Source organism: uncultured Flavobacterium sp. (assembly GCF_951805225.1).
Lineage (GTDB): Bacteria > Bacteroidota > Bacteroidia > Flavobacteriales > Flavobacteriaceae > Flavobacterium.
This window is the reverse complement of record NZ_OX638201.1, coordinates 610,640-627,911: the sequence shown is the minus strand read 5'-3', so window position 1 is coordinate 627,911 and position 17,272 is coordinate 610,640. Positions and strand designations below refer to the sequence as shown.

Below are 17,272 nucleotides of genomic sequence, written 5' to 3'. Positions count from 1 at the left end.
TTATTTAAGATGTCAAAACTTTCTCCAATTATAAATCCTGAAGAACTTTTAAAACTAAAAGATACTTCTGAGTTTGTTTTTATTGATGCCAGAGCCGGAATCAATGCCGAAGAAAATTACAAAAACGAACATTTGAAAGGCGCTCGATATATCGATTTAAATCGGGATTTAGCATCAGTAGAAACTGATCCTGCAAATGGAGGAAGACATCCTTTGCCTTCTTTCGAAAAATTTTCTCAAGTACTTTCAAAACTCGGAATTTCGCCTTCTAGTTTTGTTATTATTTATGATGATAAAAACGGATCAAATGCCGCAGCAAGATTTTGGTGGATGTTGAAAGCAATTGGTCACGAAAAAGTTCAGGTTTTAAACGGAGGTTTACAAGCAGCAATAAAAGCAGATTATCCGACAAGTTCAGAAACTGAGATTTTTGATGCAAATGAAAATTACCCAATATCAGAATGGAAATTACTTCTAGCCGATATCGATGAAGTCGAAAAAGCCCGAAATAACGATCAAAATATTGTAATTGATGTTAGAGATAAAAATCGTTTTGATGGTTTAATAGAACCTTTGGATTTAATTGCCGGACATATTCCTGGTGCGATAAATGTTCCGTTTAGCGAAAATTTAAATGAAGAAGGATTTTACAAATCACCTGAAGTTTTAGCAGAGAAATATTCCGCAATTATAAACGACAAAAATCCTGAAAATATAATTGTTCATTGCGGTTCCGGAGTTACTGCTTGCCATACTTTATTAGCAATGGATTATGCTGGAATTTCGATTCCAAAACTTTATGTAGGTTCCTGGAGCGAATGGTCACGAAACGATCGCGAAATGTTCACAAAAGAGAAAAATTAAACACATAAAAACATAGATTTTATATGTGTAAAAAAGAATAAAAAAAACCTGTTTCTAACACATACAACAGTTTAAAATAAAATACAAAATGCAGCATTGGGATATACTTTTATCGAATCACGTAAATAAAAAAGCTTTTATTGATACTTTACTTTCTGGCGAAGCCAAAGGTGAATTAGCCGTTTTTAACAACCAAAAAGGAATTCTGTTTTCAGATATTGCCATTGAAAAATTCATCGAAAAAGAGTATCAATATGACACTATCGAAGCTTCTCCGGAATCACACAGACAATTGAGAACTTTCTCGTCTGGCGAGCGTAAAAAAGAGTTTCTGAAATATTGTATCAATCAAAATCCTGATTTCATAATTTTCGATAATCCGTTTGATCATTTAGATCAGGCTTCGAGAGTTGTTTTGGCACAATCACTGGAAAAACTAACAGATACTATTGCGATTATTCAATTACTTAATCGTGTTGTTGATGTTTTAGAATTTGTTCCGAATAAAGCACAAATCAAAGACAATTCCTTCGAATTACATCCTCTTTTAAAAACCGAAAATCATTTTAAAACCTTAAATACAGCCGCAATTCCAAAAGCGATTGAACCACATTCCTTTCACGAAAGTGTACTAATCAAAATGAACAATGTTTCTGTAAGTTATGACGATCGTAAAATTGTAGATCAAATTTCGTGGACAATAAAACAAGGCGAATTCTGGCAATTAATTGGTCCAAATGGTTCAGGAAAAAGTACAATTCTATCATTAATTACGGGAGATAATCCAAAAGGATTTGGTCAGGATTTATTTTTATTCGGAAGAAAAAAAGGAACTGGAGAAAGCGTTTGGGATATCAAAAAACAAATTGGAATCTTCACCACTTCTATGACTGATTTGTTTCAGAAAGGACACACTTTAGAACAAATGATTCTATCGGGATTCTTTGATTCCATTGGATTATATAACGAGCCAACCACTTTACAAAAGCAAAATGTAGCGCAATGGCTTGAAGTTGTTGAAATGACAAGTTTAAGAAAAAAACGTTTTATAGATCTCTCAATTGGTCAGCAAAGAGTTGCGCTGATTGTTCGTGCCGTTTTAAAACATCCGCCATTATTAATTTTGGACGAACCTGTAGAAGGTCTGGACGACGAAAATGTAGATCTGGTAATTCAGCTTATAAATACCATTAAACAAGAAACAAACGTTAGTATTTTGTACGTTTCACATCGTATAGAATCCGGGCTTGCTCCTACTTCGGTTTTTGAACTTTTACCAAATCCAACAGGATCAATTGGTAAAATAAAATACCACTCTGAGTTAAATTAAAACACAAAAATGAAAATTAAACATATCGTATTATTAGCATTATCACTAATAATCACTTCGTGTTCCGGCACAATTTCAACAGCGAAAAAAGAATACAAAATCACCAAAGCTTCTCAATTCAAATCACATTGCAATTTAAATGAATGGTTTCTGCAAAAAGATACACTAATTGGACATGGAGTACCGATGCACTGGGGAGTAATGGAATTAAAAAAACGACTCCCTAAAAATTATGAAATCGATTTTAAAGTCAACATGACTGAAGAATCTCTATTTGAGGTTATGCTTAATATTAACAAGAACAAATACATTAGAGCCTATTTGTATCAAATCGACCAAAATATTGTAATTGGAGACGGAACATACAATAAAAACAGCGACGAATACGGCAAACGCGGCGGGCCAACTTTGTTTAAAAAGACCATGAAATTAGAAAACAACAAATGGTATTCCATCAAAATCAGAGTCACAAACAATCAATTATACTTTTCAGTCGATAACGAAACGTTCTTAGAATGTAACCTTGAAAAAAGCAATCTAAGCCAACAAGGAAAACTAGGTTTCTTAACCAACGGAGAAACAAAAGTTATTGATTTAACTATTAAAACTCTTCAATAAAAATATGTCTCCCAAGGTTAAAACCTCGGGACATAATCCAAACATGATAAAAACAAAAAAAGCTCCAAAGGAGCTTTTTAAAATTATATAAAACGATAAGAAATTATCTAATTTTCTAATTGACAAATTATCTAATTAATTCTCATCATCTTCCATATTATGCGACTTTCCATAATTGCGCCATTTCTCGATACAATCCTGAAAATCCTGAGGTAACTCAGTATCAAAACGCATCATTTCGCCCGTTACAGGATGCACAAAACCAAGCGTTTTAGCATGCAAAGCCTGACGTGGCAAAGCTTTAAAACAATTGTCTATAAACTGTTTGTATTTTGTAAACGTCGTTCCTTTTAAGATTAAATGTCCACCGTAACGTTCGTCATTAAACAACGGATGACCAATATGCTTCATGTGCGCACGAATCTGGTGCGTTCTTCCCGTTTCTAATTTACAAGAAATCAAAGTCACATAACCAAAACGTTCCAAAACTTTATAATGAGTAATTGCAGGTTTCCCGATTTCTGGATCAGCAAAAACCGCCATTTGCATACGATCTTTTAAGTGTCTTGCAAGATTTCCTTCAATCGTTCCTTCTTCTTCAGCAACATTTCCCCAAACAAGAGCAATATACTCACGTTCAGAAGTTTTAGCTTCAAATTGTTTTGCTAAATGTGTCATTGCAGCTTCCGTTTTAGCAACCACCAAAAGTCCGGACGTATCCTTATCAATTCGGTGAACCAAACCTGGGCGTTCGCTGCTATTCATTGGCAAATTATCAAAATGATGCGCCAATGCATTTACCAAAGTTCCTGTATAATTTCCGTGACCAGGATGTACAACCATTCCCGGCTCTTTATTAATCAGCAACAAAGCATCATCTTCATAGACAATATTCAACGGAATATCTTCTGGAAGAATATGATTTTCAAACGGAGGATGCGACAACATAACTGTCACCACATCAAATGGTTTAACCTTATAATTTGACTTTACCGGAATATCATTTACGAAGATATTCCCTTCAGTTGCAGCGTTCTGGATTTTGTTACGCGTTGCATTCTGAATCAAATTCATTAAATATTTGTCAATACGCAAAAGCGCTTGACCTTTAGGGACTTCAAATCTAAAATGTTCGAATAATTCGTCTTCCAGATCTAAATTTTCAATATTATTGTTCATCTTTTGGGGTTTCCGTAGTTGGCGCAGCTAAACTATCTGTGGCCTGACTTTCATCTACATAAGATGCTTTTCCGTCTCCTAAAACCAAGTCGATTTTAGAAGCCTTCAGCACGCGATCTCCTACTTTTAAGTTTCTACCTTTATAACGCATCTCCAAAACCATATCTTTTCCAAGATTCGGAATATAAGTAATCGTTCCTTCCTCAAGCCCTAAAGCTTTCAAAGTTGGAACCGCTTCACGGTATGTTTTTTCGATTAAATCAGGAATTTTAACAGATGAGAATCCTGATGCATTAATTTTAATATATATTTTTCTTCCTACTTTTACCATTGTTCCCGGCAACGGATCTTGCTCAACAACACTGTATTTAGGAAATTCACTTCGGTAATCAACACTATCCAAAAGCACATAATCAAGGTCCAAATCGTCTAATTTTGCCTCAACTTGTTCCTCAGTCAATTTAGTTAAATTCGGAACGGCAATTTCATGACCGTGATCAGTTGTAAAAGTCAACCAATGCATAAACAAATAACCTAAAACGGCAATTATAGCAGCCGCACTTAATACTTGCACAAAAAATACTCGGCTAGTTAAATACTTACGTAAACTCATAAATTTATTTTTATTAGAGGCAAAGATAAAGCTATTTCGTTTCAAAAAAAATGATAATTTTGTTTTAAACAAGAAAGTGTTGCAATTGCAATCCTGATTGAAGTCGAAGGATAATTTTCAGGAGCTGTTTCCTGCTGTCCACTGTATCTTTTTATTTTTAAAGAAAAAATAAAAAGGATGCCGCTTCCATCAGGGCTAGGGCTTTAGGTTTCATAAGAACTATTTTCTTTTTTATAAAACACCGTTTTGTCAGACTGAGCGTAGTCGAAGTCCGCAAGGTGATTCAGCAAACGTGACTTCGACTCCGCTCAGTCTGACAAAAAAGAGAACAAGATGACAAAAAACCTGAAACCTGAAACAAAAAAAACGATTTAAACAAATACACAAATACACGATTAAACAATCAAACAAATAAACGATTAAACATCAAATCAATGAAAAACATAGCCATCATCATGGGCGGATATTCAAGTGAATATAAAATTTCTCTTATTTCAGGAAACGTCGTTCACCAATATCTTGACAAAACAAAATACAACGGATTCCGCATTCATATCTTTAAAGAAAAATGGGTTTATGTAGATCAAAATGATGCAGAATTTCCAATTGATAAAAATGATTTTTCTGTGACGGTAAACGGAGAAAAAATCACTTTCGATTGTGTTTTCAATGCCATTCACGGAACTCCTGGAGAAGATGGTTTAATGCAAGCTTATTTTGAATTATTAGGTATTCCTCAATCATCTTGCGATTATTATCAAGCAGCATTGACATTCAACAAACGTGATTTATTATCGGTTTTAAAACCATACGGAATCAAAACGGCAATTTCTTATTACTTAAACAAAGGTGACGTTATCAATACTGCCGAAATCGTTAAAAAAGTAGGTTTGCCATGTTTCGTAAAACCAAACAAAGCCGGATCAAGCTTTGGAATCTCAAAAGTAAAAACTGAAGCAGAATTGCCAATCGCAATTGAAGTTGCTTATAAAGAAGATAACGAAATCATCATTGAAAGTTTCCTTGACGGAACTGAAGTTTCTGTTGGAGTAATTAATTACAAAGGCGAAATCAAAGTTTTACCAATCACCGAAATTGTTTCAGACAATGATTTCTTTGATTACGAAGCGAAATACGAAGGAAAATCACAAGAAATTACACCAGCAAGAATTTCTGACGAACTGACTCAAAAAGTAAGTGAAACTGCAAAAAGAGCCTACGAAGTTTTAAAAATGAAAGGTTTCTCAAGAAGCGAATTCATCATCGTAAACAACGAACCGCACATGTTGGAAATGAATACAATTCCGGGATTAACAACCGAAAGTCTGATTCCGCAACAAGCGCACGCGGCCGGAATATCTCTGGAAGATTTATTCACAAACGCGATTGAGTTGGCTTTGGCCTAGTTACTAAGATACTGAGGTGCTAAGATTCTGAGATTTTAGCACCTTATTTTTTGAGAAAAATTTAAATAATAAAAATTGTCGTTCCGAGTTTCAGAATCTAAAAAAACTTAGAATCTTAGTATCTCAGAACCTCAGAATCTTTAATAGAAATGCGAAAAGCCATATTTCCAGGATCATTTGACCCAATTACTTTAGGTCACGAAGATATTATCAAAAGAGGAATTTCACTTTTTGATGAAATCGTAATTGCAATTGGTGTCAATGCCGAAAAAAAATACATGTTTTCCTTAGAAGAAAGAAAGCGTTTTATTGAAGAAACCTTCAAAGACGAACCAAAAATTTCGGTTATCACTTATGAAGGTTTGACAATAGATTTGGCAAAAAAACTAAAAGCCAACTTCATTTTAAGAGGTTTACGCAATCCCGCAGATTTCGAATTCGAAAAAGCAATTGCCCATACTAACAGAAAACTTTCGAAAATTGAAACTGTATTTTTATTAACTGCAGCAAAAACTTCATACATAAGTTCAAGCATAGTTCGTGATGTATTACGAAATGGCGGTGAATATGAAATGTTGGTTCCTGATGCGGTTAGGGTGAAGAAGTAAACAACAAATTCATTTTACAACATCAATTAACTACCTTTGTCTTAAATGAATAAAAATCTTTATATAATCGCAGGTTGTAACGGAGCTGGGAAAACTACTGCTTCTTTTACAATTTTACCAGAAATTCTAAATTGTAAAGAATTTGTAAATGCTGATGAAATAGCAAAAGGTTTGTCTCCTTTTCAACCTGAAAGAGTTTCATTTGAAGCAGGAAGAATAATGCTCAATAGAATAAATGAACTTTTTATTTTGAATGAAGATTTTGCTTTTGAAACTACTTTAGCAACTAAAAGCTACAAATCAAAAGTAATTAAAGCACAAAAAAAGGATTACACAGTCACTCTTCTTTTCTTTTGGTTACAAAACGTTGATTTAGCAATTGAAAGAGTCAAAACAAGAGTTTCTGAAGGTGGTCATAATATCGAAAAAGATGTTATTCGCAGAAGATACAGAAATGGAATAAAAAACTTATTTGAAATTTATCTTTCAATAGTTGATGAAGCAATGATTTTTGATAATTCGGCTGGAAAACCCGAATTGATTGCCGAAAAAACTTTGGACACTGACCTGAATATTTTAAATGATGTAAAATTCAATATACTAAAACAATATTATCATGAAAACGCATAAAAGAACAGAAAACCAAACAAAAATTTTGGAAGGAATGGACAAAGTTTATGATAAATTAATCGATTTCAAAAAGAAAATGAATAGCGAATTAGTTATTCTTAAGGACGGCAAAATAGTCCGAATAAAGCCTTAACAAGTATTACTTTTTTTTCTATTATTGCCCAAAACATAAACTTGCAAGCGAAGCAAATTATAAGTAATTTCGCATTTTTAAATAAACAATCATAATGAGCATCGAAAGAGAATTAAACAAACGTAGCGGATCTAAATGCGAACTTTGTGGAGCTGAGGAAAACCTAAAAGTATATCAGGTATTACCAACTCAAAAAGGCGGACTTGACGAAAGTATAATGGCGTGCAGTACTTGTATTGACCAAATTGAAAACCCGGACAATGTCGATTTAAATCACTGGAGATGTCTTAATGACAGCATGTGGAATGAGAATGTAGCCGTACAAGTTGTCGCATGGAGAAGGTTAAGCCGTATGCGTGCTGCAGGATGGCCTCAGGAATTACTTGACATGATGTATTTAGACGAAGATACTCTGGCATGGGCACAAGCAACTGGCGAAGGCGAAGATGATGAAAACAAAATCATTCACCGTGACAGTAACGGAGTAATTTTAGAACACGGAGATTCTGTAGTTTTAATCAAAGATTTAAAAGTAAAAGGTTCCAGTATGGTTGCCAAACAAGGAACTGCTGTGCGTAACATTCGTTTAGACCACGAAAACGCTGAATATATTGAAGGAAAAGTAGACGGTCAGCAAATTGTGATTATCACGCAATATGTCAAAAAGATTTAATCTTTTTTTAGGTTCTAAGTTACTAAGATTCTAAGCTACTAAGTTTTTATAATCTTTGTCAAAGATCAAAAACTTGAAACAAAGAAAACCTGAAACTTGAAACAAAATTTTCAAACTTGAAACAAAACAAAAAAGGCTATTCAAAATCTGAATAGCCTTTTTTTATATCTTAAGTTTCATTAAATAAGGTTTTAAACTTGAAACAAATAAAACCTGAAACTAAAATTTATTTTTGGAATAATTTATTGATCTGATCTTTTACAAATGGCTCAGAAACACTGCTTGTTGCAGAAGAAGCATCTTTAGATCCAACCATAAACTGAACTGTAGCTTTCTCAGGAATAACACTTCCTGTGTAGTGCAACCAAATATAATTATTAGGTAATTCTAATTTGATATCGTATAATGGATTTGCAGTAAAACCATTTACAATAATGTTATAAAGATTAGTATAATCATTATTAACATTTTTAAATGTAAACTTTCTCAAAGAAGAAGATTCATCATCATTTTGAATACTTGTGTAGTATACAGTATACTCATCTCCAATTTTCTGAATATAGTTGTTATTTACTTTTCCTAATTTTTCAACTGGTACAGTTTCAATAACTTTAATTTGTGCAAAAGACACAACACTAAACAACAAAATAGCAATCGTAATAATTCTTTTCATAATTAATTTGGGGTTTATTATTTACCACCACAAGAAACGTAGAATTTATGATAAATTAAAACCTTAATCATTAATTTATCAACATTCAATTAATATTGTTGTTTAAAATTAGCCTAAGCACAACACTACAAACAAACAAAATACTGAAATTCAACAAATTAAACAACATTTAACTCATCAAACCGAATACAATAAAGACTTAAATTTGGGATTGAAAAAATGTAAAAACGTATCGAAATTAACGAAATTTTACTACAAATCTCCCTTCTAAATTCTATCAAAGTTTACAATTTTGACAAAAAAGTCCGTACAAAACGATAAACCAGAGAGAACCTGAAACAAAAAACTATCTTTCCTCCTCTTTCTTCACCACTTTTCTGGCAACTTCGATTTTGAATTTCTTGCCTTTCATTTTTTCGTCTTTGATATTTTTAAGCAAGTCTTTTACCTTATTGAATCTTACAGCGGCAAACGAAATAAAATCTTTTACTTCGATTAAACCTAAATCACCTTTCTCCAATTTTCCTTTTTGAGAAAAGAAACCAACAATATCAATTTTGTTCAGTTTTGTTTTCTTTCCACCACTAATATATATAGTTTGATATTCTGGTGGCTTTGGTAAAGTTGTAGCATTATCAACTTTTAGAACTTCCATTCCGTAGTCAATATAATCCAGTTTTTTTTCACTTTCGTGAATGATAATATAAGCAGTTCCAGAAGCTTGCATACGAGCTGTACGACCATTACGATGCGTAAATTCGTCTTCTTTTAGAGGCAAATGATAATGAATAACGTGTTTCATTTCCGGAATATCCAATCCACGAGCCGCCAAATCAGTTGTGATTAAGTAACTCATACTTCCGTTTCTAAACTGAATCAAAGCACGCTCACGCTCATCCTGATCCATTCCGCCATGATAATAGGTTGCGTAAATTCCTTTTTCGTTTAAAGTATCACTAATTCTTTCTGCAGCATCACGATGATTACAAAAGATAATAGCCGATTGTGATTTCAACGAACAAATCAAATTGAATAAACTTTCCAATTTATCCTTGCTTGGAGAAACAACCATTTTCATCGAAAGATTTGCTTTTTCTTCTTCCTCAGGAATAAAATCCAAAACAGTAGGATTAACAACTCTTGTGTATCTTGGAATTTCAATATCTGAAGTTGCCGAAACTAAAACGCGTTTGTTCAGCTTCGTTAATTTTCCAATGATATAAGACATTTGCTCATGAAAACCCAATTGCAATGACTTATCAAATTCATCCAGAATCAAAGTCTGAATTTTATCTGTGCGAAAAGTATCTCTGTCAATATGATCTGCAATTCTTCCAGGAGTTCCAATTAAAACCGCAGGCGGATTACTCAAATTCTTGATTTCAGTATCAATAGAGTGACCTCCGTAGCAAATATTTACTTTGTATTGCGTTCCCATTTTTTTCCAAACCTGCTCAATTTGCAAACCTAATTCGCGCGAAGGCACTAAAATTAAACATTGAACCGAAAGAATCTCAGGTTGTAATAATTCTAAAACAGGCAGTAAAAAAGCCAATGTTTTTCCTGATCCTGTTGGAGAAAGCAGCAAAACATTGTTATCGTTTAAAATAGCATCTTGCGCTACTTCTTGCATTTCGTTTAGGCTCTCAATTCCTAAATTCGAAAGTATGTTATTGGAATGGTGTTTTTTATTCATTTTGCAAAAGTAGTCAAAATACTGATTGTTTCAGGTTTTGTTTGTTTCAGGTTTCACGTTGAAATGAGAATAGAGCAACTTTGACATTTTAACGCAAAGCTCGCAAAGGTTTTTTTATTTTTGATTGTGTTGAAAAACGCAAAGCCCGCAAAGCTATTTTTATATACTTTGCGAACTTTGCGTAAATCTTTGTGCACTTTGCGGTAAAAACCTCAATACATTATTATTCTACTTCCTTTAAAATCAATTTAAATTCAGCTATTTCAGATTCTGTCAGCGGTTTTAACGGACTTCGCAAAAAACCTCCCTTTATTCCCTGAATTTCTAAACCGGCTTTAATCGCTCTTGGTAAACCTTTATTTACGATAAACTTTAAAAGGTTCAATTGTTTATAAAATACCTTTTGAGCTTCATCCAAATCATTGTTTTGAATTGCGTCATATAAATCTAAATTCAGCTTGGGAATTAAATTTGGAGCTGCCGTACACCAACCAGAAGCTCCCGCAGAAAATGCAGCCAATGCCAGCGGATTTGAACCGTTATAAAATGCTACATCATCGCCCAATTCTCTTCTTAAATAATGCATTCTTTGTACATCTCCCGTACTTTCTTTGATCATCGTTATATTCGGAATTTCCAAAAGTCGTTTTAATAAAGCCGGCGACATATCTACTCCGCCAGTTGCAGGATTATTATACGCCATTATAGGAATCGAAATTTGATTGGCAACAGCAGTAAAATGTGCTACAATTTCGTCATCAGTCAGTTTCCAGTAACTCATCGGGATAATCATTACGGCATTTGCACCCGCTTTTTCTGCAAATTTTGCGTGATAAATTGTTTTCTCCGTTGTTAAATTGGAGACACCAACCAAAACCGGAACTCTGCCTTTAACCTGATCGATTGTTGCTATTATTATCGCTTCTTTTTCTTCGTCTGTTAAATAAGGCATTACGCCCGTACTTCCTAATGGCGCAACGGCATGAGAACCGGAAACAATCAATCTTTCTAATAATGTTTTGTACAATTCGATATCGACTTTTTCGTCTTTATCAAATGGCGTTATAGGATAAGCAATAATGCCTTTAAATAGGTTATTTTTCATTTTGTTTCCAGTTTAAATTAAAGATCTCTACCTTCTTCTTCTCGCAATGCAACGCCCAAATTTTGAAGCTGAGGTGCATTTTCGCAAGCAATATATTTAGCCGATTCTGAACTGCTTAAATTCTGATGTCTGTGCCATGCCCAACTCGGAATATAAACTGCGTCACCTGCCTTCCACTCTACTTTTATATCTTCAATTTCGGTATAACCATGTCCTTCAATGACATAAATAACGGTTTCATAAGTATGACGATGTTTATTTGTCAATTGATCCGGTAATAAACCGCCAATAGTCATACTCACATTTTTACTTGGAAGATCAACGAAGAAAACCGGATGTTTTCGCTCTGTCGAAAATTGATTGTGTTCTCCGGCTTGTTCCACATTTTTGTGAATTAGCTTTTCCGGCATTACAAAAGTTGGTCGGGCAAAAGTTTCATGAAAGTCTTTTGATGAAAATTGTTTTTTAGTTTCCATAAGTTTTATAAATTTTAATTTTCTGCAGTATTGCTCTCCAAAATTATTTTAACTTTGGACTACTCAACTAACACAGTTTTCATATAAATAAATAGTCCAGATGTTAAGACCTTGGAAATTAGAGATTCAATTAAATACCAATTCTGATAAAGCAATTTATCTGCAAATTGCTGACGCCATTATTGACGCTATCAAAACCGGAATGCTCAACAGCGGAAACGCTTTGCCCGGAAGCCGACAACTTGCAGAATTATTAAAAGTAAATCGAAACACCGTTATTGAAGCGCTCGATGTTCTCATCGCCGAAGGTTGGCTAATAACAATGGAAAGAAAAGGAACTTTCGTAGCCGACATTTTACCAATTGCCACAAAAAGCATAAAACAGCAACAAAAAACAAATAATACCAAAGAAGAACCAAAACCATTAATTGTTTTTGATGACGGAATTCCAGACAGCCGAATTGCTCCTATGAATGAATTGGCAAGAGCTTACAGACAGATTTTTAATCGGAAATCACGTTGGCAAATTATGGGTTATAGTACTGAATTTGGAAATTTGGAATTCAGAAAAGCCATTGTTCAAATGCTGAATTTTAAAAGAGGAATGAATATTACTCCAGACGAAATTTGCATTACACGCGGGAGTCAAATGGCAATGTATTTGACCGCAAGTTGTTTATTATCGAAAGGCGATTATGTAATGATTGAAAATCCTGGATATAAACCGGCTTGGGAAACTTTTGAAAATGCAGGCGCAAAATTACTTCCTGTAAATGTTGATAAAGATGGTTTGTTGATAGATGAAGTTGAGGAATATTTGAAGAAATTCAATAATATAAAAGCCATTTATGTAACGCCGCATCATCAATTTCCAACGACTGTCACACTCAGTTTAAAAAGAAGATTGAAACTTATAGAATTGTCCAATCAATATGGTTTCACGATTATTGAAGATGATTATGATAATGAATTTCATTTTGGGCAACGACCAATTTTACCTATTTCGAGTTACAGCAATGCCAAGAACACTGTTTATATTGGAACTTTAAGCAAAATCGTTGCGCCAGCTTTACGAATTGGATATTTGGTCAGTAATTCCGAAACTATTTTGAAAGTTGGTAAACACAGAAAAATGATCGATGTACAAGGCGACAATATTATGGAAGAAGCCGTTTTGCAACTCATAAACGAAGGCGAAATAAAAAGACATCTCAAAAGAACGACGCTTATTTATAAAGCCAAACGAGATTATTTTGAAACAATTTGTACTAAATATCTAAAAGACAAAACCACTTTTATAAAACCTGAAGGCGGTTTGGCTTTTTGGATTGTTCCAAATTCAGATATAGATATTTTTGAAATTGCCGATAAACTTCTCCTAAAAGGAATAAAGATAATGACACCGGAAAAATTTAGTTTTAATCAACCAATATCAGGATTCAGACTTGGTTATGCTTCTCTGACTGAAAAACAAATCGAAGAAGGAATTATTGAACTTGGTAAATATTTGTGATGGATAATTTGTTTTAGGTTTTCTTTGTTTGAAGTTGAAATGCGAGTAGAGCAACTTTGAATTTTTACCGCAAAGGGGCAAAGTTTTTACGCAAAGTTCGCAAAGCTATATTCACAAAGCTTTGCGAACTTTGCGTTTATAAGCACAATCAACAGCAAAAAAACTTTGCCCCTTTGCGGTAAAATCTACGCACAAAGTATTATCGCATTTCAAGCTGTAACTAAATTTTCTATATTTGATTCTTCTATTAAAAAACCCAAACCATGAGACTTTTCACAATTGTCATTTCACTTTTTACGATAACCCTTTTCGCTCAAAACAATAAAAAATACGATACTTTTTTTGAAAAAGGAAACGGAAACCAATCCGCTTCGTATGAAGAAACTATCAAGTATTATAAACTTTTAGCCAATGATTTTCCGACGATTCAAATCAAGGAAATGGGTTTAACAGATTCCGGTGAACCTTTGCATATGGTGGTTTATAATCCCGAAAAGGAGTTTGATTTCGATAAAATTCAGAAAAATAAAGCAGTACTTTTTATCAATAACGGAATCCACGCCGGAGAGCCTGACGGAATCGACGCTACAATGCAATTCTACAGAGATCTCGCAATTGGAAAACTAAAAGTGCCAAAAAACACCGTTTTAGTAACTATTCCGGTTTACAATATTGGCGGAGCTTTAAATCGAAATTCGACTACGAGAGCAAATCAGGATGGTCCGGAAGTTTACGGTTTTAGAGGAAATGCCAGAAATTATGATTTGAATCGCGATTTGATGAAATCGGACACTCGAAATACAAAGAGTTTTGTCGAGATTTTTCAGAAAATAAATCCTGATGTTTTTATTGACAATCACGTTAGTAACGGATCTGATTATCAATACAAACTGACGTATATTATGACACAACATAATAAATTAGGAACCGTTTTGGGAGATTTTATGAATACCGAAATGATGCCGGCTTTGGTCAAAGATTTACAACAAAAGAAAATCGAAACTACGCCTTATGTAGATTCTTTTAAAGATACTCCAGACAAAGGTTTTGGGCAATTTGTAGACAGTCCAAGATATACAACAGGATATACTTCGTTGTTTAACACGATTGGTTTTGTGGTTGAAACCCATATGCTAAAAAAATATGCCGAACGTGTAAAAATGACTTACGAATACACAAAATCGACTTTGGATTTTACGGACGCTAATTATCAGAAAATCAAAGAACTTCGAGTTAAAAATCTGGAACAATATCAGCCTAAAAAGTCTTATACTTTAAAATGGGAATTGGACAGCACAAAAGCTACTAAATTTACATTTCTTGGATATGAAGCCGGATACAAAAAAAGCGACGCCACGACAGGAAACCGTTTGTATTATGACCGAAGCAAACCGTATAAAAAAGACGTTCCTTATATCAAAGAATTCAAATCGCAAAAAGAGGTTGTTATTCCGTCCGCTTATATCATTCCGCGTGGTTATTGGAATATTATTGACCTTTTGAAGAATAATAACATCGCTTATTCTCAACTTAAAAATGATACTATTATCGAAGTTGAAAGCTATAAAATCCGTGATTACAAAACAGTTCCAAATGCTTACGAAGGACATTATTTGCATTATAATACCAATATAAATTCTAAAATTGTAAAATTGGCTTTTGCCAAAGGTGATTATCTGGTTTCAACAAATCAAAAAGGAGTAAAATACTTAGTTGAAGCTTTTGAACCTGAAGGTGTTGATTCTTTCTTTAACTGGAATTTCTTCGATCCTATTTTACAGCAAAAAGAGCATTATTCTGAGTATATTTTTGAAGATACAGCCGCAAAACTTCTTAAAGAAAATCCAACTTTAACAGCCGAATTAGAATCAAAAAAACAATCTGATGCTGAATTTGCTAAAAATGCTCCAGCACAATTAGATTGGATTTACAAACATTCGGTTTATTATGAAAAGGCGCATTTGCAATATCCTATTTATCGTGTTTTGTAAATAGGAATAATTTAACCGCAAAGTTCGCTAAGTTTTTTTATTTTGATTGAGTTGAAAAACGCTAAGATCGCAAAGCTATACGTCTAGATCTTTGTCAAAGTTTTGAACTTTGACAAAGATTAAGTTTACTATTCCTTTACGTCTTCACGTAATATTGTGTTAGTTAAATCATTTACATTTGAAAACGTAATTAATCGCAAAGCTGTACGGTAAAATCTTTGTCAAAGTTTTGAACTTTGACAAAGATCGATAACGCAACGAAATAGTTAATTACATTCAGAAAAACTATCACTAATTAAAACATACTAAAATGGGGATTTTTGACTTCTTAAAGAAAAATAAAAAAGCTGAAATAATTGATAATAAAATACTTGAGACTGAAGAAAATCCAGTTTCTACAATTAAACACAGCGGAAAGTCTCTGAATGAAATATATGCTGAGAAACTAAATAATGTAAGTATCGAAAACTCCGATAAAATCTTTGATTTTATCAAAATTTACAGTGAATATATCGTTCGGTTTATGGGAATGCAAATACAGAATAATTATTCTCCAATTGCAGCTTATGAAAAAACAGATGGCCAAATAATAGGTTATCTCTATATCGCAAAAGATATGAGCTACAATCGTTCAATTGAAGAAGTGATTTCGGATATGGAAATTGAATTTGAAAAAAGACTCAGCGAAAAAACAATAAAATCTTATACCATCTATTACCATTCCAGGTTTAAGGATAATAATGACCATGAAATTGCGAAGAAAAATGGTGACTTTAATGCAATTTCTATAAAATATAAAACATCAGATTTGAGTGGATTTCTAGGTTTGAGATATTCATTTGAAGATGATCATATTGTTTTTCAAGGTATTTCCGGTTTTTCGCCAGAACAAAATAACTTCATTTTAAATACGCAATTAAAAGAAGATAAAGATTATTTTCAAGAGAGAGTAACGATCGAATCACCAATTACTGAAAATGAAATTGGTTTAAAAATAAAAAAAGTCAATAATGGAAATGTTGGCGATATGTGGGCAGGAATTTTTGGTTTTGACCGATTAAGCGAGGAAGACGGTAAAAATTTCCTTATTCATAATGCTGCGTATGTTTTTATTCAGGAAACAGTAAAATCAAACGATGAGGTTTTAATTTCAGAGATTAACTTCGACAATATTATCTTTAGAGGTGTCAAAACAACTAATGATGAAACCCGTACAACGTATCCTTTACTTAAAACTGATATTTTTATAGATGTTGAAAATAAGCAAATTAACGAATGGGAAAATATAAATAATCTTGAAGCGGTTATCACAGGAAATGGAAGAGATACTTTTGGACTGACTTATTTTGCGACAGATTACGCTCTAAATAAAGAAAAATACAAAACCAATAAAAAACTAAACATTGAGTTGAGCGGGCTAATTTATCATTTAGAGATTTCTATTATTTCAGAATCAAATACTCCGGATGGTCCAAATTTTAGCGAAAACTTCACGATGTATATGCCCAATAAGGAACTGTCTGAATTTGGTTGTTTCGATTTTATAGGTGTACTCGAAGACTTTAGAGAAATTGAGGTAATGGATAATAGAAAATATGAAGGTTTTATTTTGAAAGTAAGACTAATAACTAACGAAGATTATCCTGATTTCTTTACAATTGAAATGTTTGTAAATAAACAAAATATGAATTTTGAAAATCTTACAATTGGAATGCAATTAACAGGATTATTTCAATTGCAAGGACAAATTAAGGAATAAAAATC

The 17,272-nt window shown here is 33.2% G+C and carries 17 protein-coding genes; 11 read left to right on the top strand and 6 right to left on the bottom strand.

Annotated features, from left to right (window positions below; translation table 11 throughout):
• Positions 1 to 9 precede the first annotated feature (9 nt).
• The 3 genes from WN975_RS02775 (at position 10) to WN975_RS02765 (ending at position 2,812) form a co-directional block, all read left to right on the top strand.
• Complete coding sequence (locus WN975_RS02775) at positions 10 to 864, top strand: sulfurtransferase (RefSeq protein WP_337965111.1); 855 nt, start codon at positions 10 to 12, stop codon at positions 862 to 864.
• Between the two features lie 88 nt (positions 865 to 952).
• A complete protein-coding gene (locus WN975_RS02770; protein WP_337965110.1) occupies positions 953 to 2,194 on the top strand; it encodes an ATP-binding cassette domain-containing protein in 1,242 nt (413 codons plus the stop codon).
• A gap of 9 nt (positions 2,195 to 2,203) precedes the next feature.
• A complete protein-coding gene (locus WN975_RS02765; RefSeq protein ID WP_337965109.1) occupies positions 2,204 to 2,812 on the top strand; it encodes a hypothetical protein in 609 nt (202 codons plus the stop codon).
• A 135-nt stretch (positions 2,813 to 2,947) separates the two neighbouring features.
• Here WN975_RS02765 and WN975_RS02760 read toward each other — a convergent pair whose 3' ends face one another.
• Entirely contained in the window at positions 2,948 to 3,991 is a 1,044-nt protein-coding gene (locus WN975_RS02760; protein ID WP_337965108.1) for an RluA family pseudouridine synthase, read from the bottom strand.
• Positions 3,981 to 4,604, bottom strand: a complete 624-nt coding sequence (locus WN975_RS02755; protein WP_099711749.1) for a PASTA domain-containing protein — start codon at positions 4,602 to 4,604, stop codon at positions 3,981 to 3,983. Before WN975_RS02755 ends, WN975_RS02760 begins: the two co-directional genes overlap by 11 nt.
• 434 nt (positions 4,605 to 5,038) lie before the next feature.
• Here WN975_RS02755 and WN975_RS02750 point away from each other — a divergent pair, with 434 nt between their 5' ends.
• The 5 genes from WN975_RS02750 to WN975_RS02730 all read left to right on the top strand — a co-directional run bounded on the left by WN975_RS02750 (position 5,039) and on the right by WN975_RS02730 (position 8,054).
• Positions 5,039 to 6,010 carry a D-alanine--D-alanine ligase gene (locus WN975_RS02750; RefSeq protein WP_099711747.1) on the top strand — a complete coding sequence of 324 codons (972 nt, stop codon included), beginning with the start codon at positions 5,039 to 5,041 and terminating at the stop codon, positions 6,008 to 6,010.
• Positions 6,011 to 6,159: 149 nt separating this feature from the next.
• The gene (coaD, locus tag WN975_RS02745) at positions 6,160 to 6,618 is read left to right on the top strand and encodes a pantetheine-phosphate adenylyltransferase (protein WP_302095492.1); all 459 of its coding nucleotides are present in this window, start codon (positions 6,160 to 6,162) and stop codon (positions 6,616 to 6,618) included.
• Positions 6,619 to 6,663: 45 nt separating this feature from the next.
• Positions 6,664 to 7,248 (top strand): zeta toxin family protein, encoded by a 585-nt coding sequence (locus tag WN975_RS02740; protein WP_337965107.1) that lies wholly within the window; start codon positions 6,664 to 6,666, stop codon positions 7,246 to 7,248.
• The gene (locus WN975_RS02735) at positions 7,235 to 7,381 is read left to right on the top strand and encodes a hypothetical protein (protein WP_337965106.1); all 147 of its coding nucleotides are present in this window, start codon (positions 7,235 to 7,237) and stop codon (positions 7,379 to 7,381) included. Before WN975_RS02740 ends, WN975_RS02735 begins: the two co-directional genes overlap by 14 nt.
• 94 nt (positions 7,382 to 7,475) lie before the next feature.
• Positions 7,476 to 8,054, top strand: coding sequence for a PhnA domain-containing protein (locus tag WN975_RS02730; RefSeq protein ID WP_337965105.1), 579 nt, complete (start codon positions 7,476 to 7,478; stop codon positions 8,052 to 8,054).
• 226 nt (positions 8,055 to 8,280) lie between these two features.
• Here WN975_RS02730 and WN975_RS02725 read toward each other — a convergent pair whose 3' ends face one another.
• The 4 genes from WN975_RS02725 to WN975_RS02710 all read right to left on the bottom strand — a co-directional run bounded on the left by WN975_RS02725 (position 8,281) and on the right by WN975_RS02710 (position 12,004).
• Positions 8,281 to 8,727, bottom strand: a complete 447-nt coding sequence (locus WN975_RS02725) for a hypothetical protein (RefSeq protein ID WP_337965104.1) — start codon at positions 8,725 to 8,727, stop codon at positions 8,281 to 8,283.
• A 346-nt stretch (positions 8,728 to 9,073) separates the two neighbouring features.
• On the bottom strand, positions 9,074 to 10,423 hold the full coding sequence (locus WN975_RS02720; protein ID WP_337965103.1) for a DEAD/DEAH box helicase: 1,350 nt from the start codon (positions 10,421 to 10,423) through the stop codon (positions 9,074 to 9,076).
• 223 nt (positions 10,424 to 10,646) lie between these two features.
• Positions 10,647 to 11,528, bottom strand: coding sequence for a dihydrodipicolinate synthase family protein (locus WN975_RS02715; protein WP_337965102.1), 882 nt, complete (start codon positions 11,526 to 11,528; stop codon positions 10,647 to 10,649).
• Between the two features lie 17 nt (positions 11,529 to 11,545).
• Positions 11,546 to 12,004, bottom strand: a complete 459-nt coding sequence (locus WN975_RS02710; protein ID WP_337965101.1) for a cupin domain-containing protein — start codon at positions 12,002 to 12,004, stop codon at positions 11,546 to 11,548.
• A 100-nt stretch (positions 12,005 to 12,104) separates the two neighbouring features.
• Between WN975_RS02710 and WN975_RS02705 the strand changes: the two genes are divergently transcribed.
• From WN975_RS02705 to WN975_RS02695, 3 genes are all read left to right on the top strand, one after another.
• The gene (locus WN975_RS02705) at positions 12,105 to 13,517 is read left to right on the top strand and encodes a PLP-dependent aminotransferase family protein (RefSeq protein ID WP_337965100.1); all 1,413 of its coding nucleotides are present in this window, start codon (positions 12,105 to 12,107) and stop codon (positions 13,515 to 13,517) included.
• A 263-nt stretch (positions 13,518 to 13,780) separates the two neighbouring features.
• On the top strand, positions 13,781 to 15,508 hold the full coding sequence (locus tag WN975_RS02700) for a M14 family metallopeptidase (RefSeq protein WP_337965099.1): 1,728 nt from the start codon (positions 13,781 to 13,783) through the stop codon (positions 15,506 to 15,508).
• A gap of 310 nt (positions 15,509 to 15,818) precedes the next feature.
• On the top strand, positions 15,819 to 17,267 hold the full coding sequence (locus tag WN975_RS02695; protein ID WP_337965098.1) for a hypothetical protein: 1,449 nt from the start codon (positions 15,819 to 15,821) through the stop codon (positions 17,265 to 17,267).
• Positions 17,268 to 17,272: the final 5 nt, after the last annotated feature.